Genomic DNA, 22,869 nt, shown 5'->3' with positions numbered 1-22,869 from the left:
TTCGCACATAGTGCTAACGATTGCCGCACTAACGTATTTTCGGGGAAAATCGACCTCCAGAAAGAAGCGGGCCATAAATTGGAATGGACTATTCGCCGGCACTCGTCCGACGAAATAAAAAATACACTAAATGCGTTGTTTAGGCCGCGGCGCGGGTAAATCAATCCTGCGGATGGGGGCAGCGTCGCGACGCGTAAGTATGCAGGTGCGCCGGAGTCCGACGCTCGACGGAAACCGCCGATGCTGCTGGATTCGGCCTCGCTGTCACCCGGCTGGAACCCGGAAGCACGCCAACCGCAAATCTTGGTAATGGATTCCTTTCGAATCAATTACTCATATATTAATCAATATTTAATAAGACAATAAAAATGTGTCGTTCTTGATACGTTTTTATCTTCATACGTTTAGAAAAATTTACTATTCAACAGACAAAAGTATCGGTACGGAAGTCTTTGAAAAGATGGAGGTTCAGGGAATTTGTTCCGGATTTCTGAAAAAGTATGATGATATGATGTACATATTGTAACAAGTGTGACGTAGGACTGACTTTGGTAATCTGATACGATTATTAAGAGATGGTAATAATTTACCTTCTAGCTATTACTGTGCATCTCATCGGCCGCTTTAGCGCCATCGAAATGCAAGTCTGGTGACCCCTTCCGGAAGATCTGCTTTACCAATCCGAAGTTCTCTTTGCTTTAAGCGGAGATCTCTTCGGGTATTCGTTTGCGCCTGCGCGTATTCGCATCGCCGATTACGCGGGGTAACTCGTACTTAAGCGTTCGGGCTTTTGCGCCCGTTATCTCGCTTAATTTCCCTATTAACGCCTGTATGGTTGCGGTCGTTCGCCTGGGCTTTGGCTTTTGATCGCGCCGGCATAGTTGGAAAGACTTGAATGATTAAGAATACACCAGCGGCAACACTCCCTGTTTCAAATACTGAACTCACGGTACGTCGTAAATTTCTGACGTCGTTGTTGGCCGGCGGCGGCGCGTTCGTGCTTGCCGCATGCGGCGGCGGTGGCGATGCCGCCAATCCCGAAGCGGTCGCGGACCGCTACCGACGCGGCGGCGCATCGAACCCGCGCGGCGCCAGTTCGTCGAGCGGCGCGAGCGCGCCGGCAACAGCAAGCTCGCCGGCAGCGGCAAGCTCCCCGGCTGGCGCGAGCTCGCCGACGAGCAACGAAGGCGTTCTTCTCGACACGTCTTTCGGCGTGAAGGGCGATGGGACCACCAACGATCGCGCCGCACTCCAGCGTGCAATCGACGGCTCCATTGGACAGATTTTGCTGATTACCGGCCAGAGCCGGATCGACGTGGCCGGCCTCGACCTGCGCACCAATAGCCACGTGCGCTTTGCAAGCGGCGCTTCGATCAAACTGCTCGCGCATAATACCGATACGTATGAAATCCTGCGATTGGCGGACGTGGATAACGTCACGCTCGAAAGCCCGTATCTCGACGGCAGCAAGGAATTGAATTCGGCGAGGTCGGGCGAGTGGGGGATGGGGATTTCGATTAATGGCGCAACGAATTGCACCATTACGTCTCCGACCACGATCAATTGCTGGGGCGACGGCATTTATATCAATAACAGCGATAAAAAGAGCAACGGCTACAGCACGAACATCACGGTCAATTCGCACCACGCGACCGGATGCCGTCGCCAGGGCGTATCGATTATTAGCGGCAGCGGCATCACGTTTAATAGCCCGCTTTGGGAAAATATCGGCGGAACGGCCCCCGGTGCCGGTCTCGATATCGAGCCGAATGACAATACCGCCGTGTTTCAAAATATTCGCATTGTCAACCCGACGACGAATAACTGCGCCGGCGGCGGGATTAACGTTTATTTCGGCTTCTTCCCGGGCCCGGTCAACAAGACGGTCAGCATCAGCATTACCGGCCATACGGATACGGGAAGTCCCGGCGGCTCATTCAACGTTCAGGGCCTTCAATTGAATGGCTACGTCGTGAATGGATCGATTACCAGCGCCAACCCGGTCTGGAAGAAAACCGGGCTGAGCCTGGAAGACTGGGACAGGAATGGCCCGGCGGTGACAGTCAGCAACGCGCGCATCGGCAGATGAAGCGTTCGGCCGGTGGTGCGATACAGCAACGAATCGCGCCCCGGCTGCCTGACAAGCCGGTTGGGCCGGCCTGGTGCCGGCCCAAGACGTATTTCACGCCGCTGCGAAACCCGGCGTTATGCGAACCCAATTCGACTCTCTGTAAATGGGTTTAAGGAGCTGTGGCCGAACGCGAATCAACATGTCCGACACGTGTAAGCTGAAACGTGCGACGTAATTCGAAGCCCAGACGCTCATACAACCCGATCGCGGAGGTGTTGTTACTGAACACGTGGAGAAACGGCGTGTCTTCCCGTTGCTCAATTTCTCTTCGCAAGACTTTGATGAGCCGGCCAGCAAGGCCGCGGCCCCGATAGTCTTCATCTACGCAAACGGCGCTGATCTCAACGTATCCGCTGACGCGCATCCGTTCGCCGGCCATCGCGATAAGACGCCCCTGGTCGCGAATTCCAATGTAGTTGCCCATTTCCCCCGTTCGCTTGCCGAAAGGACCAGGCTTGGTCTTCTGGGCGAGGTCGAGCATGTCTTTCGCGTCCGCGTCACCCAGCCGGATTACGTCGTGGTCGTCCGCGCTCCCTTCTTCGCGATGCCGGGCGATCATTTGATGAATCACGCCCGCGTGCGTGATCTGAAGCCCGTGTATCGGACCGATCGGGTCATCGGCGCGCAGGACGGCGGCCTGCTCGTGAGGCAGCAAAAGCTGAAGAAGCGCTTGGTATGCCGCGGGCGTTTCGAATGCCAGAGCGGCGAAGGGCGCCACGTCGGAGTGGTATCGACGGGCAAGTGCATCGCCGTATCCGAGGTGTGCCTGCTTCGTTGTGAGGGCCGTCCAGATCGGACGGTCGAGGTCAGCTTCTATCGAACCGCTCATGCTTTCTCCTTTGCAAGCGCGACTGCGTGCCGGCGGCTTGATTGAATGGCCAGCCGGCGCTCCACCTTGGCCGCATTGCTGTGCAGTCTAGACGGCCGACAGGCGCGAGACTATAGTCGCGAATGACATTAATGGGGTTATTTGCGACATGAGACTGGTCATCTTCGCGCTGGACGGCCTGTTCGACACGGGGCTCACGGTCCTGTTGGATACCTTTGCGACCGCCAACGAACTGGCCATGGCCCAAGGCTTCGCCGCGTCTCCTTTCGATGTCAGGGTGGTCGGCGTGCGTAAACGCATTCGCACCGCGCATGGCTTGTCGACCGTGGCCGAACCGGCAAGCACCGTTCGCCGTCCGGACTGGGTGGTGGTGCCTGCGCTGAATGTCAGACAGCCGGAGCGCCTGATCGAGGCGCTGGAACGACCAGACGTACGCGAGACGATGGCGTACCTTCGTGCCTGGCACGCCGACGGCGTGGGTGTCGCGGCTGCCTGTATCGGGACTTTCCTGCTGGCCGAAGCCGGGCTTCTGGATAATCGCGAGGCGACAACGACCTGGTCGCTCGCACCGTTCTTCCGCCAACGCTATCCGGCTGTCAATCTGGATGATTCACGCATGGTCGTCGCCTCGCAACGCGTAGTGACGGCGGGTTCCGCGATGGGCCATCTCGACCTCGCACTTTGGTTGCTGCGTCAGGCAAGCCCCGAACTTGCCACGCTGGTTGCCCGCTTCATGCTCATCGACAAGCGTTCGTCCCAGTCCGAATACATCATTCCCGATCACCTCGCTCACGCCGATCCGCTGGTCGCGCGATTCGAGCGATGGGCTCGCGACAATCTTTCGTCGGGGTTTTCGCTTCAGGCGGCGGCTGCCGCGTTGTCAGTCGGACCGCGCACTTTGCAGCGACGTACCGAGGCCGTGCTCGGTAAGTCGCCACTGGCCTTTTTCCAGGACTTGCGAATCGAACGCGCGCAGAACCTCGTCTCGATTGGCTACGACCTCGAGAAAATTGCGAGCGAGGTTGGCTACGCCGACTCGGCGACGTTGCGGACTTTGCTGCGCCGGAGGCTCGGCCGCGGAGTGCGGGAACTTCGCGCCGAAATGCGCTAGCGTTGCGACGACAGTTTGCCGACCCATCGCGACGCGGCGTGAGGAGCCTCCTCATGATCAGGAGATGCCTCGCCGGCCCAGGCGACGAAACCATCAGGGCCCACCAGCTCCGCGCGCAAGCCGAGCCGATCCTCGACGTCACTGCCGACATACTTGATCTGACCACTCCAGCGACTCGCCAGTGCTCGAAGCGATGCACGAGCGTCAAAGTCCAGAAATAAGCCTCTTCCCTTCGTGAGAAGCTCGCCGAGTTTCGGCCCGTCGGTCAACGCGAAATCGGGAGCGCTGCGGCCCACCAACGGGTGGTTGCTGCCGAAATCGTAACGGAGAGCCGTACCCCAGACGCGCCCGGCGAAGTAGGTAGCACCATCGCGCGTGTCGATGAGATCGCGGATGATGGCTTCGAGCGCGCGCGAACTTCGGCTCGGCCGCATGAGCGCGACCCGGGCGCGCGACCAGTTGAGGACCTGCGCTCCGACCGGGTGCCGTTCGCTCGCATAGCTGTCGAGCAGACCGACCGGCGCGTCGCCGCGGGTTGTTGCAGCAAGCTTCCACGCGAGATTCATCGCGTCGCCTAGACCTAGGTTGAGGCCTTGGCCGCCTAGAGGCGAATGGATGTGCGCGGCATCGCCCGCGAGCAGCACCCGCCCTTTGCGGTAAGCCGTTGCGTGATAGGCGCGATTGGTCCAGGTGACGCCTTGTTGGTCACTGCGGACTTGTCGCGAAACGACTGGGCCGCTTCACGCAGCCACTTCGTGAAGCGGCCGAGACTTTTTTACGGCGCGGCGAGGACATCTCCACGGGGCGATACGAGAATCGTGGCAGACAAGGGCCTTCGCCATCGCCGAAACTGGCTGATCGAGTTCCGATGGCGCTTGCTCACGTTTCTCCGATTGTATTCAGACGTCCGTCAGGAAGTCCGGATGCCTCGTACGGATCTGATCGACCTGGCTCAGCGTACCCGAGAGGTGGTTGCGCAGCGCCGCCTGCGCAGCCTCGGCATCGCCTCGCTCGATTGCATCGACGATCTCGGTGTGATCGCGCACCACCGCCATCGTCTTGCCCTCCACTGGCAGATGCAGGCGGCGCAGCCGGTCGATGTGGCCACTCAGTCGGCGCACCAGATCCCAGAGTTGCGGCACGCCCGCCGCCTCGTACATCTGGCTATGAAAGGCCTGGTCGAGCAGCGAGAACTGCTCGATGTTCTTCGGGTCGCGCACTTCCATCTGTCCGGCAATCGTGGCGCGCAACTGAGCGATCAGCGCGGCGTCGCGCTGCTCCGCAAGCGTGCGCACGATTTCCAGTTCGATCGAGCGGCGCAGAAAGTGCGCCTGCAACGCAGAAGTCACGTTGATCTGGCTGACGACTGTGGCGTGCTGCGGAAAGATGTCGACGAGGCCTTCCTCGCCGAGCTTCATCAACGCGTCGCGCACGGGCGTCTGACTCAGACCGTACTGCGTCGCCAGATCTGCGCGCGAGAGCACCGTGCCGGGCGCCAGTTCGAGCGACAGGATCATTTCGCGCAGGCGTTCGAATACTTGCGGCGCGGCATGGCGGGACCGGTCGAGCCGGGTCGCCCTCGTCGGGGAAGCGTTGGTTTTCATGGCAGGACCAGAAACGTGGGCGCAGGCGGGCACTGCGATTTCCACCCGCTGAAATATTAATACTATAGCCGACGCCCACCCGCTCCCAGCACGCGTGCGGCCGTTTTCCCGCACGGCAGGCCATGGGTTTTCCCCACTGACGCACTAATACATTAGTGCTTTACCATGGCTCGATCTACTTTGAATCTGCCATTACCGGACTGCCGCCATGACTCGCGACATCACCGTCACCCAGGTGCGAATTACGCCGATCGCCTTCCGCGACGGCCCTCTGCTCAACGCTGCCGGCATCCACGAGCCGTGGGCGTTGCGCGCCATCGTCGAGCTGGAAACGAGCGATGGCCGCGTGGGCATCTCGGAGACATATGGTGACGAGCCGATGCTGCGCGTGCTCGAGCAGGCCAGCGCGCTGGTGATCGGCCTCTCGCCGTTCGACCTCAACCGGATGGAGGAACGCGTGCGTGCGGCGATCAAGCCGGGCTCGGGCGCGGTCGAATTCGAACTCGCCCCCGGCTCGCATTCGACCAAGAACGCGCCGAAAGTCATCAGCACGCTCGAAGTCGCGATGCTCGACTTGCAGGGGCAAATCGTCGGCGCGCCGATCGTCGATCTGCTCGGCGGCAAGGTTCGCGACGCAGTGCCGTACAGCGCCTACCTCTTCTTCAAGTACGCGGAGCACATCGACAAGCCATATGCGCCCGATGCCTGGGGCGAAGGCCTTAGCGCGGAGCAGATCGTCGCGCAGGCGCGTCGCATGATCGACCTGTACGGCTTCCAGAGCATCAAGCTCAAGGGCGGCGTGTTCGAGCCGGCGCACGAGATCGCATGCATGCGTGCGCTGCATCAGGCGTTCTCCAGCGTGCCGCTGCGCCTCGATCCGAACGCCAACTGGACGCTCGAAACGAGCATCGCGGCCGCCCCGGAACTCGACGAGCTGCTCGAGTATTACGAAGACCCGTGTCCGGGGCTCGCAGGTATGGCAGAACTGGCCAAACATTCTCGCCTGCCGCTCGCAACCAACATGGTGATCACGACCATGGAAGATTTCCGCCGTGGCGCCGAGATGGGTTCGGTCAAAGTGTTGCTGTCGGACCATCACTACTGGGGTGGTCTGCGCGCGACCCAGACACTCGCGCGCATGTGCAAGCTGTGGGATCTGGGTATGTCGATGCACTCGAACTCGCACCTCGGCATCAGCCTGATGGCGATGACCCACGTCGCGGCGAGCATCCCCAACCTGACCTACGCGTGCGACACCCATTACCCGTGGCAGGAAGAAGAAGTCATCAAGGGCGGCCGCGTGAGCTTCGACAATGGCGCGGTTCGCGTGCCCACCGCGCCGGGCCTCGGCGTCGAACTCGACCGTGAACGGCTGGCCGAACTGCACGCCCAGTATTTGTCGTGCGGCGTGCGCAATCGCGACGACTTGAGGCAGATGCAGAAGTACGACCCGAGTTTTAGTGGCAAGAACCCGCGCTTCTGACTTGATGGGAAGTCCGGCGCGCGATGCGCATTGCCACTCGGCAACTATGTTGCATGGGACCGCTTTGCATGTGAGCAGAGTAAGCGCTGAAGCGCTAACTCTGGTCGACCGCTGTGCATGGGACCGCAGTAAGCGCTAAAGCGCTAACTGCGATCGACCGCTTTGCATGGGACCAGAGTAAGCGCTAAAGCGCTAACTCTGGTCGACAAAGGAGACAAGCCGATGAGCAGATCCATTCCGGCCACGGCCGGCCCGGACCGAGCGGAAGCACTGGCGAGCGCCGTGCGCAAGATCAAGTGGCATGTGCTGCCGCTCTTCGTCGTGATGTTCATCGTCAACTACATCGACCGGGTGAACATCGGCTTCGTCCGTGAGCATCTGAGCGCGGATCTCGGCATTGGTGCTGCCGCCTATGGACTCGGCGCGGGGCTTTTCTTCATCAGCTATGCGGTCTTCGAAGTGCCGTCGAACATTCTGTTGCAGCGCTTCGGCGCGAAGGCCTGGCTCACGCGCATCATGTTCACGTGGGGTCTGGCCGCGGTCGGCATGGCGTTCGTTCGGGGCGAGATGTCGTTCTATGCGATGCGCTTGCTGCTCGGCGCCGCCGAGGCCGGCTTCTTTCCGGGCGTCATCTTCTATTTCACCCAATGGCTGCCACGCGACGAGCGAGGCAAGGCGATGGCGATCTTTCTCAGCGGCTCGGCGCTCGCCTCGATACTCTCCGGGCCTATCTCCGGCGGATTGTTGCTGATCAGCGGCGGGGGCCTGCACGGCTGGCAGTGGATGTTCGTGATCGAAGGCATGGCCTCGGTCGTGCTGGCCGGCTTCATCTGGTTCTGGCTCGATTCGAAACCGCGCGACGCCAGATGGCTGAGCAGCGCCGAGCAGGACGCGGTCGTCGCCGAGATAGAGGAGGAGCAGCGCGAGCGCGACGCGGCTCATGCGGTCATGCCGTCCGTCTGGACTCTCCTGCGCGACCCGCAGATTCTGATCTTCTGCGTGATCTATTTCTCGGTTTCGCTGACGATTTACGGTGCAACGTTCTGGCTGCCCAGCATCATCCGCAAGATGGGCCATTTCAACGATTTCCAGGTCGGGCTCTTCAATTCGATCCCGTGGCTGATCTCAATCGTGGCGATGTATCTCTTCGCGATGCTCGCGGCACGCTTCAAGTTTCAGCAGGCATGGGTCGCGTGCGTGCTGCTGATCGCCGCGCTCGGCATGTATGCGGCCGGCCAGGGCAGTCCGATGTTCTCATTCGTCGCGATCTGCTTTGCGGCGATTGGTTTTAAAGCCGCGTCAGCGTTGTTCTGGCCGATTCCGCAGGGCTACCTGGACGCGCGGATTTCAGCGGCGGTGCTGGCGCTGATCAATTCGATCGGTAATCTCGGCGGCTTCGTTGCGCCGGCGGCCTTCGGCTTGCTGGAGCAGAAAACCGGCTCGATCGAAGGCGGTCTCACCGGGCTGGCCTTGATGTCGGTCGTGGCCGCCGGGGTCGTCTTCTTTTGCCGGATGAAGCCTCGCGAGGGGCGGCCCGCCCTCGCGCTGTAGGCGATACGTGAACCAGTTTGCCTGATTAGAAAATTCCCGGAGACACGATGAAAATGTTAGATGCCGGTTCCGTCGCCGACCAAACGGCCGTCGGACGATATAGGTGGACCATCTGCGCACTCATCTTTTTTGCCACGACGATCAACTACATGGATCGCCAGATGCTCGGGCTGCTCGCGCCGCTGCTGCAAAAAGACATCGGCTGGACTCAGGTCCAGTACGCGCAGACCGTGATGGTGTTCACGGTCGCCTATGCGGTGGGTCTCGCGACGTTCGGCCGTATCGCGGATCGGATCAGCACCAAAGTGGTCTACGGCGGCGCTATGGCGATGTGGAGCCTGGCCGCGATGCTGCACGCAATAGCGGCGACCGTCCCCGGCTTCGCAGCTGTGCGCGGTTTGCTCGGGTTCGGCGAGGCGGCCAATTTCCCCGTCGCCATTCGCACCACGGCCCTATGGTTTCCGAAGAAAGAGCGTGCGTTGGCCACGGGCCTATGGAACATGGGCGCAACCGTGGGCGGGATCGTTGCGCCCGCATTCGTACCGATCGCCGCTGTCATGTGGGGTTGGCGTGCGACGTTCATCGTGGGAGGGGCGGCCGGTTTCGTGTGGCTGGCGGTGTGGCTGCTCGTCTACCGTCCTCCGGCGGAGCATGCCTCGGTATCGAAGCGCGAACTCGATTACATCGACTCGGATCGGGACGAAAGCGTCGAGCAACGCGTGAGCTGGCTTTCAGTGCTGAAGTACCGCGAAACGTGGGCGTTCATTTTCGGCAAACTGCTGACCGATCCGGTGTGGTGGTTTTATTTGTTCTGGCTGCCCAAATGGCTCAATGAGTCGAGGCACATCGACATCGCCAATCTTGGGCTGCCGTTGATCGTCATTTACACGATGGCATCCGTCGGCAGCGTGGCTGGGGGATGGTTGTCGTCCCGGTTGATGCAGCGTTCCCACAAACCTAATGTCGCGCGCAAGATCGCGATGGGTGTCTGCGCGCTGTGCGTACTTCCGATTGCCACACTTTCGCTCTTTCAGAGCCTCTGGTACGCAGTATTCGCTGTCGGGCTCGCCTCGGCGGCTCACCAGGGATGGTCGGCAAATCTCGTCACGACGGTCGGCGACGTGTTTCCGCGCCGGATGGTCGGCACGGTGGTAGGTATCGGCGGCGTGGCGGGGATGATCGGCTCGTTCTTCTACTCGGGCGTCATCGGCGAGACGTTGCAGCGCACCGGTCAGTATTGGGTGCTTTTCGCTGTCGGCGCATCGGCTTATCTGGTCGCGCTCGGCATCATTCATCTGCTCATGCCGCGCATGACGCCCGTGAAACTCGAGCACTAGACTGTTCCCGGTCGAAGATCGTCCTGACGGAACAGATGCCGGCGAACGAATAGCGCAGCCACAAAATTATCAGATTCCCTGGGTCGTTGCGTAAGGTAGCGCAACGACGAAATCAAATCGTCGCATTGCGAGCACGCTTCGCAGTTGTTGCTCTCAACGCCCTGTTCGCCGAGGTTCGCTTGCCAGCGGACTTTGCCGCAATTTGTTAATCTCGCTGCAAAAACCTAACCCCGTCATATGCGGACGCAAGGAGTTTGCAGCATGAGTGATTCAGCCGATTACACGCCGCCGAAAGTCTGGACCTGGAACAAAGATAATGGCGGCCGATTCGCCAACATCAATCGCCCGATTGCGGGGTCGACGCACGACCAGGATCTGCCGATCGGCATTCATCCGCTGCAACTGTATTCGCTTGCCACGCCCAATGGCGTGAAGGTCACAGTTATGCTCGAAGAGCTGCTCGCTCTCGGTCACGGCGGCGCGGAGTACGATGCCTGGCCAATCAGGATCGGCGATGGCGAACAGTTCGGCAGTGGCTTCGTAGCGGCGAACCCGAACTCGAAGATCCCCGCACTGGTGGATCGCAGCGGCACGAAGCCAATCAGAGTGTTCGAGTCCGGCGCGATTCTTCTTTATCTCGCGGAAAAATTCGGAGCGTTTCTACCTGCCGCGACCGACGCTCGCGCCGAGTGCCTGTCGTGGCTGTTCTGGCAAATGGGAAGCGCGCCTTACCTGGGCGGCGGCTTCGGCCATTTCTACGCGTATGCGCCAACCAAAATTCAATATGCGATCGACCGCTTCTCCATGGAAGTGAAACGTCAGCTCGACGTACTCGACAAGCAACTCGCCGCCAACCAGTACGTCGCCGGCAGCGAGTACACCATCGCTGATATGGCTATCTGGCCCTGGTACGGCGGCCTAGTGCAAGGCCGGCTCTATGAGGCCGGCGAATTTCTGTCGGTGCAAGACTATAAACACGTCCAGCGCTGGGCGAATTCGATTGGCGAGCGCCCCGCCGTGCAACGAGGCCGCAAGGTCAACCGGCTCTTTGGCGAGCTTGCGGATCAACTCCATGAGCGGCATGCCGCGAGCGATTTCCATTTCAACACACAAGACAAGCTTGCTGAGCAGAAATAGCGTTCGCCCGAAATGCGCGCGGACTTACCTGCCATTGAAGGTAATCGGCTTTGTCCGTTGCGCAAAATGCCGGTAATCCGTCGCGATCGAAAACATTAACCGGCATCTGGAGCGGGGCAAGCCTGCATCCGGATGAAATCCCGCTGGGAACGCGGCCGCCGAGCCTTGCGACGATTCGGAGCCAATGGAGCACGCGGATTCGCTGCACGCCTATCGGTCGTTTGACCGATGCCTTAAAGACAGGCCGAATGCCATGATCTCTATCAACACAGGATTCTTGTTTTGAAGGAGCTCCCATGGCTAATGATCTTTCGGACGCCACCCGCCTTCAGGGTGAGCGGTGGCTCAAACACTATTATTTTATCCGTGCCACATTTTCTGTCGTGTGGGTCGCGCTCGCGTTCGCCATCGGGCAGCATGTCACGGCGATCGGAGCGGCACTGCTCATCGTCTATCCCATATGGGATGCGCTGGCCAATTACGTCGACATGTCGCGTAGCGGCGGGATGCGCGAAAACCTTACTCAGGCTTTCAACGTCTTTGCTAGCGCGGCGATAGCGATTGCGGTGATTGTGGTTTTGAGCGTCAACGCAAGCCTGGTCCTTGATGTATTCGGAGTCTGGGCCGTTCTTTCCGGATTGCTTCAGCTCGCCACCGCCGTGCGCCGCTGGACGCGCTTTGGTGCGCAATGGGCAATGATTTTGAGCGGGGGCCAATCGGCTCTGGCGGGCGCGTTTTTTATCGCGCAGGCCCATGCATCAGTGCCTCCGGCGATTGTTAAAGTGGCCGGCTACGCAGGTGTCGGCGCGATCTATTTTCTTGTCTCCGCGTTGTGGCTATCGGCCGGCCAACTGCGGCGCAAGTCTGCATCGACGCATTAAGTGTCCGGATTATCGCGGCCATCTTTTCGCATGGCCTGCGATTCGGCGACCACTACAAGGTCAACGCTGGCATAGGTCGAATAGACTGCTACGCGATGGTACGTCTTACGTGTCAACGGATGGCTTTCGCCGGCGACCTCGCGAAGATCCGGCGCAAGCATGGCGCGAGCGACGCGCCGTTTGGACGTCACTTGCGAGCGAACCAGGCTCGCACGGCTGGGCGTCGTTTGCGTGGCGACTCGAAGGCATCCCCACGCCGGCTGAGTGTTAAAAACGCCAGATCAATGAAGGTCGATCTCACCGCGCAGCCACCGCAAAAAAACATCAATCGTGTCGAGCTTGGTGCTGTGAGGACGCCAGACTGCGAAGTAAGCATGAACGTCGACGATGCTAATTTCTATAGACGCACCAGCTTCCCCGAAGCAAGGTCGGCTTCGTCTCTGGAAGAACAGCAAGCGGAGCAATCATGGAACCACCTGGCGTCACGCTGCCGTCGTCGATCAGTTTTGTTCCGGTGTAATTGCGAATGATTCTCAATTGTGTATAAACTGCTGGTTTCGCTGTTGTCCTGAACTATGAAAACCTTTCTGCGTAACGATCTGATTGAGCGCTTCGGTTATGGCATGGCCGTCTATATCACGGCCAAGGCTTCCGCGATGCAGCGAAGCATCGATGCCATTAACGCCGAACGGACGGCGGCTGGTGGCCGCCTGTTGAAAAACGCGAGTATCGAAGAGGTAGTCGGCGTGTTACGCAGGAAAGGTAAGCTGCCGGCCTGAAGTTCAAGGGCGATGTCACACGCGAACTCGTTGTGGTTTGGCCGCTTGCTACGTGAACGAAGTCGGTCCACCACCTGCTTCACGTGGCGGGCGCCGTCACTCGCTTAAAGCAAAGATTTCCCTTGGGCCAGAATCTTGTCGCAGACCTGTTTCGTGATCTGCTCCTTCAGACCGCCGCCACTCAGGTCCACCTGCTTACCGTCGCCGCTGTTCAGGATGCCTTTGGCGCCGTCGGTGTACCCGCTGTCGCTCGAGGATGAACCGCCCGGCAGCTTGCTCATGAGCCCATCTTTGACCGACGACGCGCTGCCGCCGAGATAGTTGTTCTTGATACAAAATTCAAGTACGCCCGCGACGTTGCCCGTGCTGCCGGACGTTAGCGACTGCAACGACAACCCACTGCCTAGACCGCCCAGGCTGCCGAGTCCACCAGCGGCCGCGCCCTTTCCATTCTGATTGAGAAGGTTGCCGAGCTGGGCGTGGGCGGTTGGGAAATAGAGCAATGTAGCGACCAGGAGCCCGTTGGCCCAGGTGCGACGGTTGCATGCGATCATGAAAGGCCTCTTGCCGCGGAGTGAAGGAAGTCTTCACTATAGTGCCTTACGGACTTAAACAAAGGACGAGGTCATCGACGATGTGAACAGGTGGCCGCGCCCGCTATCACGGGTGAAGGCCTTCGCGCGGTGAGAGCGTAGGCTCCTGTTTGCGCAAAGAAGCCGACGTCCACGCGGCTACGCGGCGCCGGCCCCGCGCCCAGCATGTGCCAACGCCAGCGCCAATCTTGCCCCGACCTCGGCATTGTGTTTAATGAGCGCAATGTTTGTCGCCAGGCTGCGTCCACTCGTCAATGCCTTGATGCGAGCCAGCAGGAAGGGCGTCACGGCCTTACCGGCGATACCTTTCGCCGCGGCCTCGGCGAGCGCCTGCTGGGTCAGCGCGTCGATCTCCTCGGACTTCATCGCTGCCGCTTCCGGCACCGGCGTGCTCAATACCACGCCGCCCACGAGACCCAGGTCCCACTTGGTGCGGATGAAGCGTGCCTGCTGCGCCGCATCGTCCAGCCTGAAGTCCGCACGAAAACCGCTGTCGCGCGTGTAAAACGCGGCGAAATTGTCCTGCTCGCAGCTGAGCACCGGCACGCCGTGCGTTTCCAGGTATTCCAATGTGAGTCCGATGTCCAGAATGGACTTCGCACCCGCACAGACCACCGCCACTGAAGTCTTCGCCAGTTCCTGCAGGTCGGCCGAAATATCGAAGGTTTCCGGCGCACCCCTGTGCACACCGCCAATGCCTCCGGTCACGAAGACCTCGATGCCGGCCAGGGCTGCGCATATCATCGTGCCGGCCACTGTCGTGGCGCCAAGCCCCCCGCCGGCCAGCACGGCTGGCAGGTCGCGACGGCTGACCTTGTGTACCTGGTCCGAGCGCCCGAGCAGTTCCAGTTCGTCGTTCGAAAGGCCGATGCGGATTCGCCCGTCGATCAATGCGATAGTCGCCGGCTCGGCGCCCAGGCCGCGGATTACGGCCTCCACTTCACGCGCAGTGCGAACGTTCTCCGGATAAGGCATGCCATGAGCGATGATGGTCGATTCCAGCGCCACGAGCGGGCGGCCGGCGGATCGCGCAGCGGCCACAGGCGCGCTGAAACTCAACCACGAGTGAGCAGGATCCGTAATCATCGCGATGTTCCCGGCGGTATATTTCGTTCAAGTATGCAACAGGAGGCGGCTCCAAGGTTCACTCGTTGCGGTGCGATGGCGCTTATCATTAGAGAAGCGTCTGGCCGCCTTTACTGGGAGCGTTTGTTAACGCAGGGCTGTGGGCCGTGCACACGGTACTCCTGATAGAAAAGTACAGACGTTTAATCTACTGAACATGTTGGATGGTCAATGTCGGGTCGGGAGGTTCCATGCCACCGCTACGCGCAATCAATCTGCTCCAGTCGACGGAAGGTGCCCGGCTCCATGGTCCGGAGCTCGACCGCTGGCGCCGTTGGGGGCCTTATCTGAGCGAGCGGCAATGGGGCACTGTTCGCGAAGACTACAGCGAATACGGCACCGCATGGGACTACTTTCCGCACGATCATGCGCGCAGCCGCATGTACCGCTGGGGCGAGGACGGCATTGCCGGATTCGGCAACGACCCGCTCGACTGGTGCGTATCGCTCGCGCTCTGGAACGGGCACGATCCGATCATCAAGGAACGGCTCTTCGGTTTGGCGAATGAGCAAGGCAATCACGGCGAAGACGTGAAGGAGCTTTACTTCTATCTCGACGGCACGCCGACGCATTCGTACATGAAGATGCTGTACAAGTATCCTCACGACGCGTACCCGTACCAGGACCTCATCGAAGAAAATCTGCGGCGCGGCGCGGAGCAGCCCGAATATGAAATCCTCGATACGGGTGTGTTCGACGATAACCGCTACTTCGACGTTTGCGTCGAGTATGCCAAGCACACCCCCGACGATATCGTGATGCGGGTGACCGTCGAAAACCGCGCGGATCAGCGCGCGGTGCTTCATCTGTTGCCGCAATTCTGGGCGCGCAACAGATGGGCCTGGTCGGGCAAGCCCGGCAAGCCGTCGCTTACGCTGGAGTCGAATACAGAGGATGGCGCGCGCGTCGTCGCGCGCCATCCCGCGCACGCCACGATGATCGTCACGGCGTCGGCGCAACAGCCGATCGAGTGGCTCTTCTGCGAAAACGAAACGAATGTGCGCCGCATTTTCGGCCTCGATGGAGCAGGGCCGTTCAAGGACGGCTTCAATGACTATCTCGTCGATGGCGACGAGCGGGCCATCCGGCGCGACAAGGGCACTCGTGCCGCCGCGCATGTGATCCTGCAATTCGCGCCTCATGAGCGTTCGGTGCTGTATCTGCGCTGGCGTCCCGAAGCGGCTGCGGATGCCGCGCCTCTCGACATGCAAGCGCTCTTCACGCGCCGGCAAGCGGAAGCCGACGAATTCTACGCGGCGCTTCAGCACGACATTGCCGACGCCGATGCGCGGCTCGTGCAGCGTCAGGCGCTCGCCGGCATGCTGTGGTCGAAGCAGTACTATCAGTTCGACGTGACGCGCTGGCACGACGGCGACCCCGGCCAACCGACGCCACCCAGAGCACGCAGGAACGGCCGCAACGCGGACTGGCGGCACATGTGCAATGGCGACATCGTGTCGATGCCAGATAAGTGGGAGTACCCATGGTACGCGTCGTGGGATCTCGCATTTCATGCGGTCGCGTTCGCCATGATCGATCCCGACTTCGCGAAGAAGCAATTGCTGCTGCTCGTGAAAGAACGCTATATGCATCCGAACGGACAATTGCCCGCCTACGAGTGGGCGTTCGGCGATGCCAATCCGCCGGTTCATGCGTGGGCCACATGGCGTGTGTATGAACTCGACCGCGAGGTGACGGGCGTTGGCGATCACGAGTTTCTTGAAGTCATGTTTCACAAGCTCCTGCTCAATTTCTCGTGGTGGGTCAACCGCAAGGACGCCGATGATCGCAACATCTTTCAGGGCGGCTTTCTCGGGCTCGACAACGTGGGCATCTTCGACCGGTCTTCGCCGCTGCCCACCGGCGGCCGCATCGATCAGGCCGATGGCACGGCATGGATGGCCTCATACGCGCTCGATCTGATGCAGATCGGCCTGGAACTGGCAATGACGAATAGCGCGTATGTTGAAATTGCAGTGAAGTTCTTCGAGCACTTTCTGTATATCGCGGAAGCGGTCAGTTGCGGTGAAGGGTGCAAAACGGGGTTATGGGACGGACAAGATGAATTCTTCTACGACGTACTCCACCTTCCGAACGGTGCCCGTGTGCCGATGCGCATTCGTTCGATCGTCGGGCTGATTCCGCTGTTCGCTGTTCACGTGCTCGAAGATCGCGTGTATGGCCATCTGCCGGGATTGCGCGAACGGCTGGCCTGGTTTCTCGATCATCGGCCGAATCTGGCCAAGCTGGTGTCGCGCTGGACCGAGCCGGGAAAGGGCAATACCACGCTGCTGTCGCTGTTGCGCGGACACCGGATGAAAACACTGCTGCGCCGCGCGCTCGACGAAAACGAGTTTCTCTCCGAGCATGGCGTGCGGGCGCTGTCGCTCGTGCATCGCGATGCACCTTATGTGTTCGACCATGACGGCGTGAAAGTCTGCATTCAATACCAGCCGGCCGAATCGGACTCGCGTGTTTTCGGCGGGAATTCGAACTGGCGCGGGCCGGTATGGATACCCGTCAACTACCTGCTGATTGAATCGCTGTATGAGTTCTATCGCTACTACGGCGATGAGTTTCGCGTCGACTATCCGACAGGATCGGGAAACCTTTTTTCGCTGAGCGAGATTGCCGACGACCTTGCGCGGCGGGTCACCACGCTCTTTCTCAAGAATGCACAAGGCGTGCGGCCCGTCATGGCGGCTTATCCGATGCTTCAGGCCGACCCGCGTTCGCAAGATCTCATCCTGTTTCATGAGTACTTTCACGGTGACAACGGACGCGGCGTCGGCGCTTCGCACCAGACCGGGTGGAGCGGGCTCGTCGCGCTGCTGCTTCAGCCGCGCATGATGAAGCTGTCGCATGTTGCGGCTGATGTTGCGTCGGCGGATGCGGCAGTGGGGGAAGACACTGCATCGGCCTCGCTCTGAAAAGCGTGTCGTTGACCTTCAATCACGCTGGCCGCAGGCTCATGCAAGGGCGGGTAACGGCGCTCGTGGTCGCAGTTGGGATCGCCAATCAGATTGATCGCGACTCGTCGAAAAACCCGCGAGGACTTGAAACGTGAGGGGTGACTATTCGTAGCCGAGCTTGTGACTCAGAATGGGCGCGAAAAAGAGTGCAATCGCCGAGCCCGCCGCCTTACCTTCGAGTTCCGCGGCCGCAGCCGCGGCCCGCATTCCATACGAATGCATGAACAGATCGAATAACTGAGGCAGACAGTAAAGTACTGCAATCGCAATGCAATAAGATTGCACGACGGATATGCGCCAGCCCTTCTCGACGGCGACAGCAGCGGCAACAATGCGCAGAATGGCGAACAATACGAGCGCGCCCACGGCTGCCTGTTCGCGGACCAGATACTCTGGAATAAACTCGCCCATAACTTCCCGTGCACCCGCTACGTTAAACCGCCTTGGATTGAAAATCATCCGTTCGAACTTTACGGTCGACTGGCCGACTGCCTTGGGGCAATCGTTCTTCGACGTCGAGGGACGAGCCGACAGGTTTTGATATTACCGATGCCACGCTAGCGGCACGAAGGCGCGGCTGAATGAACCATAGTCTTGGCCGATATCGTCAAGATTCATCGGCCGTCGGACAATGCCCATTTGTTTTGTCGCAAAACCTGCGGTCGTGTTGGCCGTATCGGCGGCAGATCAGTTTGTCAGAATGCGGGTACTGGCGAGCGCGCAAACAGGTACTCTTCGAAATCGGCAGCCACTTCCGGGTGACGCAAGGCGAACTCGACGGTCGCCTTCAGATAACCCAGCTTGCTGCCGCAGTCGAAACGCGTGCCGTGATACTTGTACGCGAGCACCTGTTCGTCGGCGAGCAGCGATTGAATTGCGTCCGTCAGTTGCAATTCGCCGCCCGCGCCCGGCTTCAACGCACGCAGATGTTCGAAGATGCGCGGCTTCAGCACATAGCGTCCGACCACGCCGAGATTTGACGGCGCCACGCTCGGCTCCGGCTTCTCGACGATGCCGGACATCTTGATGATCGAGTCTTCCCACTTCTTGCCGTCGACAATCCCGTACGCCTTGGTCTCCTGAGCGGGAATCTCTTCGACGCCGATCACCGAGCTGTGATAGTGGTCGAACACCTCGATCATCTGCGTCATGACGGGCGGCGTGCCGTACAGCAGGTCGTCCGCGAGAATGACGGCGAACGGGTTGTCGCCCACCAGCTTTTCTGCGCACATCACCGCATGACCCAAGCCCAGCGCTTCCGGCTGACGCACGTAGAAACAGTCCACATGGCTCGGCTTGATGCTGCGCACGAGTTCCAGCAGCTTGTCCTTGCCGCGTGCCTCGAGTTCCGCCTCGACCTCGTATGACTTATCGAAGTGGTCCTCGATCGCGCGCTTGCTGCGGCCCGTGACGAAGATCATTTCGGTGATGCCGGCCGCCATTGCCTCTTCCACCGCGTACTGGATCAGCGGCTTGTCGACAATCGGGAGCATCTCTTTCGGGCTCGCCTTGGTGGCGGGAAGGAACCGGGTGCCGAGACCCGCCACCGGAAATATGGCCTTGGTAACTTTGAGCATGAGTTGTCCGGGGTGTTCGCGATACAGACGTTAGAGATTGGCCTGCTTGCTAGAAGAGACGGACCCAAAGCGAAGCTGATCAGACAGCGTTTGCGTATTGTCTGGCAGATCGACTCAGGGTGGTCGAGCGCAACCATAGAGGCGAAAGCCGGCGATTGATGCGAGATGGCGGAAGAGGCACCGCTATTGGCTAAAACGAATACACGCACGCTTGGCGGGTGCACCGCGGCGGGGGCATGGTGCGCGCGTCAACAGCATCGATGACAGCGGCGAGGGTCTGTTGCGACCCAATCAGCGTGTGACGATGCTACGTACGGATATCATTGGCGAAATCCGCCGAAAATAATTTCTTCGTAGAAGGTTCAGGAAGAACGGGCGGCAAACGAAATCGCGGCGTTCTCTGTCGGAGGGGCTTAGCCGAGATGCTCCATCAGGCTTGCTCTGTCGTAGACGTCTCTCTGCCCATGCGGTAATCGGTGGGTGTCGTCGCAAGATACTTCCTGAACAGCTTGGCCAACTGACCGCCACTGCCAATGCCGCAACGCCGTGCAATTTTATCGACAGGCAAGCGCGACTCGACGAGCATCCGGCAACTCATGTCAAGACGAGCGCGAAGCAGATAGTCGGAGGGTGTCATCCCGATCTCGCTCTTGAAGCGGCGCAGGAAGTTGCGCTCGCTCATCGCGGCTACCTTCGCGGCCGCGTCGATAGAAACAGGCCGGTCGACGTTTGCCTCCAGCCAGCGCGCCGACGCCATAATCTTTTCACTGACTTTGGGCGCTCCGCTGCGGGAAATGGACATGTCCCAAGGCATATCCTGCTGAGGCGCAACCGATTCAGCGACAAGACGCGCCACTTCCAATCCCATATCCTCTTCCACGATACGCAGTGCTGTGGCGACCTCAGTCGGCGCTTCGCTCAGTGCTCGTGCTTGATAGTAGTCGCTCGTTTCATTGTCGCCATATAGGAGGGCACAGTAGCGGCTGGGAAGCTTTGCTGCTTCCAGGAGCAGTCTACCCTCGGCAATCGGATGAACGATCTCGCTGAATGGATGCCTGCGGCGCAGCCAATTGCTAAGGCGTTCGTCGCGGCAGGCATGTGGTACGCCCGCGCCGCCTGCGATGAATAGCAGATGTCTGTCATCCGTGACCTGGTGCGAGTCGACACTCTCAGTCCAGACGAATACCGAAGACGAGCTTGCGATACGGCCACCTGCAGCCGACAGCAGTGAGACGTCGTAGCGCGCGCGATGCAATTGCTGCGATGCGCCGAGTGCATTCGCTTTCTGAAAGATCTCGATGATTGCTGCGACTTTTGGCAGCGCAAACCCGTTAAACAACGCTATGTCGACGCGAGTCAGCTCACGCGTCGGTGTTCTCATGGCATTTTGCCGCGAGCAGCGCGGCAGAGTATGTACCAGCTCCATTTGCTTTTCCCCGGAATGTTTTGGCCTTTAAAGCCATTCCCTAGCTCTCAGTTCTTTCTTTTCTTTGCATGCTATACAGCCAATTCTAACGTAATTATTACATGTCCGATTTAGCCAACACATTGGCCGTTCACGACCTGGCCGAAAAAATTTCCGTTTTAGCGGAGAAAATTCATCGTCGAATGTATACAAAATCTGAATTGAACGGATTTATGCGTTTTTGATAAAATTCCCCAAGAAATGAGACGGAATGTATAGCGTCTTCATGGATACGGTTTATGCGAGAGCGTGTTGTGAAAAGAATCAGAAAAACGCCGTTCATTACTCCGCTCGACCTTACGAGATGTCACCCGATCCGATCTTTTTCAAGGTAGGGCTTTCCTGGGTAATTTCCGGTAGAAACTCCCGCTATCATGGAGTTGCTGCTGCCAGTTCGCCCGCCTGAACCGGATCCGCGCAGAATTTTTCGGCGGGTTGCCATATTCTCAGCGCGCAGGGCTAAATAAGTCCTGAACGTAGCCGATAACGCGTACATGCGTATAGAAGAAATTCAGACAATCATTAACGCCGCTTCCGAGACTGCCGATTCCATCGTCGGCGCGCGTGAGTGGGCTACGGCCGAAGATGCGAGCGCAATGCACGACATGATCTTCTGGGACATGCTTGCCAAGCAATTACCCGGTATAAGCGTCGCCGATCTGCTGTCGATTCTGAAATAGCACCGTGCGAGACGGGTTCAAGCCGAGACACCACCCGCGAAGCACAATTCCATTCAATTCATCCGCTTATGCGCCATTGCGCGGACCTCTATTGTTTTCCACTCAATTCATGTACCACTTGTCGACGTATCTGGTGAATGCGTAGATCGTGTCCGCTTTCAGCACGACGTCTTTAGATGAGCGCGTCACGATGCCCGATCCGTGAACGATCGTCACATTTGGATTTCCCAATACGCGAATCGTTTGACCATCGGCGGCGCCGGAGAAATACGAGATTTCCGTGGGCGTCATGTAGTTATCAAGCACCACGAGACCTGAGCCGGTGACGTTGACGATCCGCGTCCCAGCCGGAGGCTTGGTGGTGAGCGGCGCACCTGATACGCTCGACCCTTCATGGTTCTGGACCAGGAACAAACCAGCCTGATTGAAGCTGCCCGCGCATGCGAAGTATTGATTGCGCGCATCCGGGTCGGATTCACTGACGTAATCCTCGAAACCATACTTCTGAAGACGCTCTTTTCGACCCTCGGAGCGGCATGAGGTCAGTACGTTCGAGCACGACTTCGACGACATGTAGAAGCCGCTGTAGGTGCCGACTTCGGCGGAACTATTGTTGTAGCCGAAACACGTACTCCATATCGCGCTGCCATCGACATAGAACCCGTGGCCGATATTGGAGTCGCCCCGGCACTGCGAAATGCGGTGCTGTGATCCTCGCAACGGTGCGATGTAGATGCCGCGTTCGGCGTCTTCGCCAATGCAGTTCGACAGGAAATTATTTGCCCCGCCAACGACGATCCCGCACAGAAGAAGGTCCTGCGTCACCAGGCCGCGGCCCGCGATCAGAGAAGGGTTGGCTTCGATACGGTTGAGGAAATCGTCGGTGCCGAACGTTTCGATGCATCCGGAAACCCGGTCGCGCTGGCGATTGAGCAAAACGTTTGTCGTCAGAATATCTTCAAAGACGACGCCAAACCCTGCGAGGTGCTGAAAGCCCTGGTCCGCGAAATTGTTGGCGGTGCAGCGTCGTATAGCGGCCCATTTGACCAGTTGAAAGCGCACCCCGCCACCATTTAAATTCGCGCCACGTCCTTCGAAATTAATGCCGCTGATGCCGATTCCGCGCACGAGCGTCGACGGAGTATCGACCACGAAGCCGTGGTCGGCCTGTACCAGGGTTACACCAGAAATACGGCCCGGAAGATATCCGAACATCGTGCTACTCGACACCAGCGACACGCCGTTCTTCAGGATGACATTGCAGCGGTAGCGCCCAGCAGGAAAGCGAACCACACCGCCGCCACGTGCTTCGAGCAGGTCGATCGCAGATTGGATCGCGACGCTGTCATCCGTGCGGCCGTCACCCTTTGCACCAAATCGCTTGGGATTGATATCGGCATCGTTCAACTCTTCGGCCACCGTCCGGACGATACTCGCCGGCGCCGCCGCCTTGAATGCGATTGATTGAGCGTTGCCTGTTCCCGACGGCGTGTCTTTCGACAACCCTGTATCTACGGATGACGCGTCCGGTTTCGTTTGCCCATTGACGGCTGCCGCCGCGCCGAGAATCGTGCCTGCGAGGGCACCCTTGATTGCCTGTCGTCGGTTAGTCAC

At 59.4% G+C, this 22,869-nt stretch carries 18 protein-coding genes and 1 pseudogene; 10 read left to right on the top strand and 9 right to left on the bottom strand.

What is annotated here, in order from left to right:
* The first annotated feature begins 895 nt into the window (after positions 1 to 895).
* Positions 896 to 2,089 (top strand): hypothetical protein, encoded by a 1,194-nt coding sequence (locus tag B0G75_RS27070; protein ID WP_106312931.1) that lies wholly within the window; start codon positions 896 to 898, stop codon positions 2,087 to 2,089.
* A gap of 151 nt (positions 2,090 to 2,240) precedes the next feature.
* Here B0G75_RS27070 and B0G75_RS27065 read toward each other — a convergent pair whose 3' ends face one another.
* Positions 2,241 to 2,960, bottom strand: a complete 720-nt coding sequence (locus tag B0G75_RS27065; protein ID WP_106312928.1) for a GNAT family N-acetyltransferase — start codon at positions 2,958 to 2,960, stop codon at positions 2,241 to 2,243.
* Between the two features lie 148 nt (positions 2,961 to 3,108).
* Between B0G75_RS27065 and B0G75_RS27060 the strand changes: the two genes are divergently transcribed.
* Complete coding sequence (locus tag B0G75_RS27060; protein ID WP_106312925.1) at positions 3,109 to 4,071, top strand: GlxA family transcriptional regulator; 963 nt, start codon at positions 3,109 to 3,111, stop codon at positions 4,069 to 4,071.
* Here B0G75_RS27060 and B0G75_RS27055 read toward each other — a convergent pair.
* Positions 4,068 to 4,763: pseudogene (locus tag B0G75_RS27055) on the bottom strand (FAD-dependent monooxygenase); the annotation flags it as partial. The gene B0G75_RS27060 and the pseudogene B0G75_RS27055 sit on opposite strands and share 4 nt — an antisense overlap.
* Before the next feature lie 207 nt (positions 4,764 to 4,970).
* A complete protein-coding gene (locus tag B0G75_RS27050; protein WP_106312914.1) occupies positions 4,971 to 5,675 on the bottom strand; it encodes a GntR family transcriptional regulator in 705 nt (234 codons plus the stop codon).
* Positions 5,676 to 5,883: 208 nt separating this feature from the next.
* Between B0G75_RS27050 and B0G75_RS27045 the strand changes: the two genes are divergently transcribed.
* The 6 genes from B0G75_RS27045 (at position 5,884) to B0G75_RS27020 (ending at position 12,843) form a co-directional block, all read left to right on the top strand.
* Positions 5,884 to 7,158: a glucarate dehydratase family protein gene (locus B0G75_RS27045; RefSeq protein WP_106312902.1), complete on the top strand. Its 1,275-nt coding sequence runs from the start codon at positions 5,884 to 5,886 to the stop codon at positions 7,156 to 7,158.
* 222 nt (positions 7,159 to 7,380) lie between these two features.
* Positions 7,381 to 8,709, top strand: coding sequence for an MFS transporter (locus B0G75_RS27040; protein WP_106312899.1), 1,329 nt, complete (start codon positions 7,381 to 7,383; stop codon positions 8,707 to 8,709).
* A 47-nt stretch (positions 8,710 to 8,756) separates the two neighbouring features.
* The gene (locus tag B0G75_RS27035) at positions 8,757 to 10,046 is read left to right on the top strand and encodes an MFS transporter (protein WP_106312896.1); all 1,290 of its coding nucleotides are present in this window, start codon (positions 8,757 to 8,759) and stop codon (positions 10,044 to 10,046) included.
* 261 nt (positions 10,047 to 10,307) lie between these two features.
* Complete coding sequence (gene yghU / locus B0G75_RS27030; RefSeq protein WP_106312893.1) at positions 10,308 to 11,183, top strand: glutathione-dependent disulfide-bond oxidoreductase; 876 nt, start codon at positions 10,308 to 10,310, stop codon at positions 11,181 to 11,183.
* Positions 11,184 to 11,479: 296 nt separating this feature from the next.
* Positions 11,480 to 12,064, top strand: coding sequence for a hypothetical protein (locus B0G75_RS27025; protein ID WP_106312890.1), 585 nt, complete (start codon positions 11,480 to 11,482; stop codon positions 12,062 to 12,064).
* A gap of 575 nt (positions 12,065 to 12,639) precedes the next feature.
* Positions 12,640 to 12,843 (top strand): hypothetical protein, encoded by a 204-nt coding sequence (locus B0G75_RS27020; protein WP_012428116.1) that lies wholly within the window; start codon positions 12,640 to 12,642, stop codon positions 12,841 to 12,843.
* Positions 12,844 to 12,947: 104 nt separating this feature from the next.
* Here B0G75_RS27020 and B0G75_RS27015 read toward each other — a convergent pair whose 3' ends face one another.
* Both B0G75_RS27015 and B0G75_RS27010 read right to left on the bottom strand, forming a co-directional pair.
* Entirely contained in the window at positions 12,948 to 13,397 is a 450-nt protein-coding gene (locus B0G75_RS27015; RefSeq protein WP_106312887.1) for a DUF2501 domain-containing protein, read from the bottom strand.
* A 177-nt stretch (positions 13,398 to 13,574) separates the two neighbouring features.
* Complete coding sequence (locus tag B0G75_RS27010) at positions 13,575 to 14,522, bottom strand: pseudouridine-5'-phosphate glycosidase (protein ID WP_106312883.1); 948 nt, start codon at positions 14,520 to 14,522, stop codon at positions 13,575 to 13,577.
* A gap of 230 nt (positions 14,523 to 14,752) precedes the next feature.
* Here B0G75_RS27010 and B0G75_RS27005 point away from each other — a divergent pair, with 230 nt between their 5' ends.
* On the top strand, positions 14,753 to 17,491 hold the full coding sequence (locus B0G75_RS27005) for a glucosidase (RefSeq protein WP_106312879.1): 2,739 nt from the start codon (positions 14,753 to 14,755) through the stop codon (positions 17,489 to 17,491).
* A 144-nt stretch (positions 17,492 to 17,635) separates the two neighbouring features.
* Here B0G75_RS27005 and B0G75_RS27000 read toward each other — a convergent pair whose 3' ends face one another.
* From B0G75_RS27000 to B0G75_RS26990, 3 genes are all read right to left on the bottom strand, one after another.
* On the bottom strand, positions 17,636 to 17,944 hold the full coding sequence (locus B0G75_RS27000) for a hypothetical protein (RefSeq protein WP_106312876.1): 309 nt from the start codon (positions 17,942 to 17,944) through the stop codon (positions 17,636 to 17,638).
* A 284-nt stretch (positions 17,945 to 18,228) separates the two neighbouring features.
* A complete protein-coding gene (galU, locus tag B0G75_RS26995) occupies positions 18,229 to 19,110 on the bottom strand; it encodes a UTP--glucose-1-phosphate uridylyltransferase GalU (protein ID WP_106312873.1) in 882 nt (293 codons plus the stop codon).
* A gap of 430 nt (positions 19,111 to 19,540) precedes the next feature.
* A complete protein-coding gene (locus B0G75_RS26990; RefSeq protein ID WP_106312869.1) occupies positions 19,541 to 20,536 on the bottom strand; it encodes a helix-turn-helix domain-containing protein in 996 nt (331 codons plus the stop codon).
* 533 nt (positions 20,537 to 21,069) lie between these two features.
* Between B0G75_RS26990 and B0G75_RS26985 the strand changes: the two genes are divergently transcribed.
* Positions 21,070 to 21,255 (top strand): hypothetical protein, encoded by a 186-nt coding sequence (locus B0G75_RS26985; RefSeq protein WP_106312866.1) that lies wholly within the window; start codon positions 21,070 to 21,072, stop codon positions 21,253 to 21,255.
* Between the two features lie 102 nt (positions 21,256 to 21,357).
* On the opposite strand, the gene B0G75_RS26980 is transcribed toward B0G75_RS26985, so the two are convergent.
* The gene (locus B0G75_RS26980) at positions 21,358 to 22,869 is read right to left on the bottom strand and encodes a glycosyl hydrolase family 28-related protein (RefSeq protein WP_106312863.1); all 1,512 of its coding nucleotides are present in this window, start codon (positions 22,867 to 22,869) and stop codon (positions 21,358 to 21,360) included.

Origin of the sequence: Paraburkholderia sp. BL18I3N2 (genome assembly GCF_003001875.1) — a bacterium.
GTDB classification, from domain to species: domain Bacteria; phylum Pseudomonadota; class Gammaproteobacteria; order Burkholderiales; family Burkholderiaceae; genus Paraburkholderia; species Paraburkholderia phytofirmans.
This window is presented reverse-complemented; position numbering and strand designations above follow the sequence as displayed.

What these genes read in the sequence shown, in the direction of transcription:
- B0G75_RS27025 (WP_106312890.1), top strand. Translation starts at nt 11,480, where the DNA reads ATGGCTAATGATCTTTCGGACGCCACCCGCCTTCAGGGTGAGCGGTGG.
- B0G75_RS27005 (WP_106312879.1), top strand. Translation starts at nt 14,753, where the DNA reads ATGCCACCGCTACGCGCAATCAATCTGCTCCAGTCGACGGAAGGTGCC.
- B0G75_RS26985 (WP_106312866.1), top strand. Translation starts at nt 21,070, where the DNA reads ATGCGTATAGAAGAAATTCAGACAATCATTAACGCCGCTTCCGAGACT.
- B0G75_RS27060 (WP_106312925.1), top strand. Translation starts at nt 3,109, where the DNA reads ATGAGACTGGTCATCTTCGCGCTGGACGGCCTGTTCGACACGGGGCTC.
- B0G75_RS27050 (WP_106312914.1), bottom strand. Translation starts at nt 5,675, where the DNA reads ATGAAAACCAACGCTTCCCCGACGAGGGCGACCCGGCTCGACCGGTCC.
- B0G75_RS27065 (WP_106312928.1), bottom strand. Translation starts at nt 2,960, where the DNA reads ATGAGCGGTTCGATAGAAGCTGACCTCGACCGTCCGATCTGGACGGCC.
- B0G75_RS27045 (WP_106312902.1), top strand. Translation starts at nt 5,884, where the DNA reads ATGACTCGCGACATCACCGTCACCCAGGTGCGAATTACGCCGATCGCC.
- B0G75_RS27020 (WP_012428116.1), top strand. Translation starts at nt 12,640, where the DNA reads ATGAAAACCTTTCTGCGTAACGATCTGATTGAGCGCTTCGGTTATGGC.
- B0G75_RS27040 (WP_106312899.1), top strand. Translation starts at nt 7,381, where the DNA reads ATGAGCAGATCCATTCCGGCCACGGCCGGCCCGGACCGAGCGGAAGCA.
- B0G75_RS27070 (WP_106312931.1), top strand. Translation starts at nt 896, where the DNA reads ATGATTAAGAATACACCAGCGGCAACACTCCCTGTTTCAAATACTGAA.
- B0G75_RS26990 (WP_106312869.1), bottom strand. Translation starts at nt 20,536, where the DNA reads ATGGAGCTGGTACATACTCTGCCGCGCTGCTCGCGGCAAAATGCCATG.
- yghU (WP_106312893.1), top strand. Translation starts at nt 10,308, where the DNA reads ATGAGTGATTCAGCCGATTACACGCCGCCGAAAGTCTGGACCTGGAAC.
- B0G75_RS27015 (WP_106312887.1), bottom strand. Translation starts at nt 13,397, where the DNA reads ATGATCGCATGCAACCGTCGCACCTGGGCCAACGGGCTCCTGGTCGCT.
- galU (WP_106312873.1), bottom strand. Translation starts at nt 19,110, where the DNA reads ATGCTCAAAGTTACCAAGGCCATATTTCCGGTGGCGGGTCTCGGCACC.
- B0G75_RS27000 (WP_106312876.1), bottom strand. Translation starts at nt 17,944, where the DNA reads ATGGGCGAGTTTATTCCAGAGTATCTGGTCCGCGAACAGGCAGCCGTG.
- B0G75_RS27035 (WP_106312896.1), top strand. Translation starts at nt 8,757, where the DNA reads ATGAAAATGTTAGATGCCGGTTCCGTCGCCGACCAAACGGCCGTCGGA.
- B0G75_RS27010 (WP_106312883.1), bottom strand. Translation starts at nt 14,522, where the DNA reads ATGATTACGGATCCTGCTCACTCGTGGTTGAGTTTCAGCGCGCCTGTG.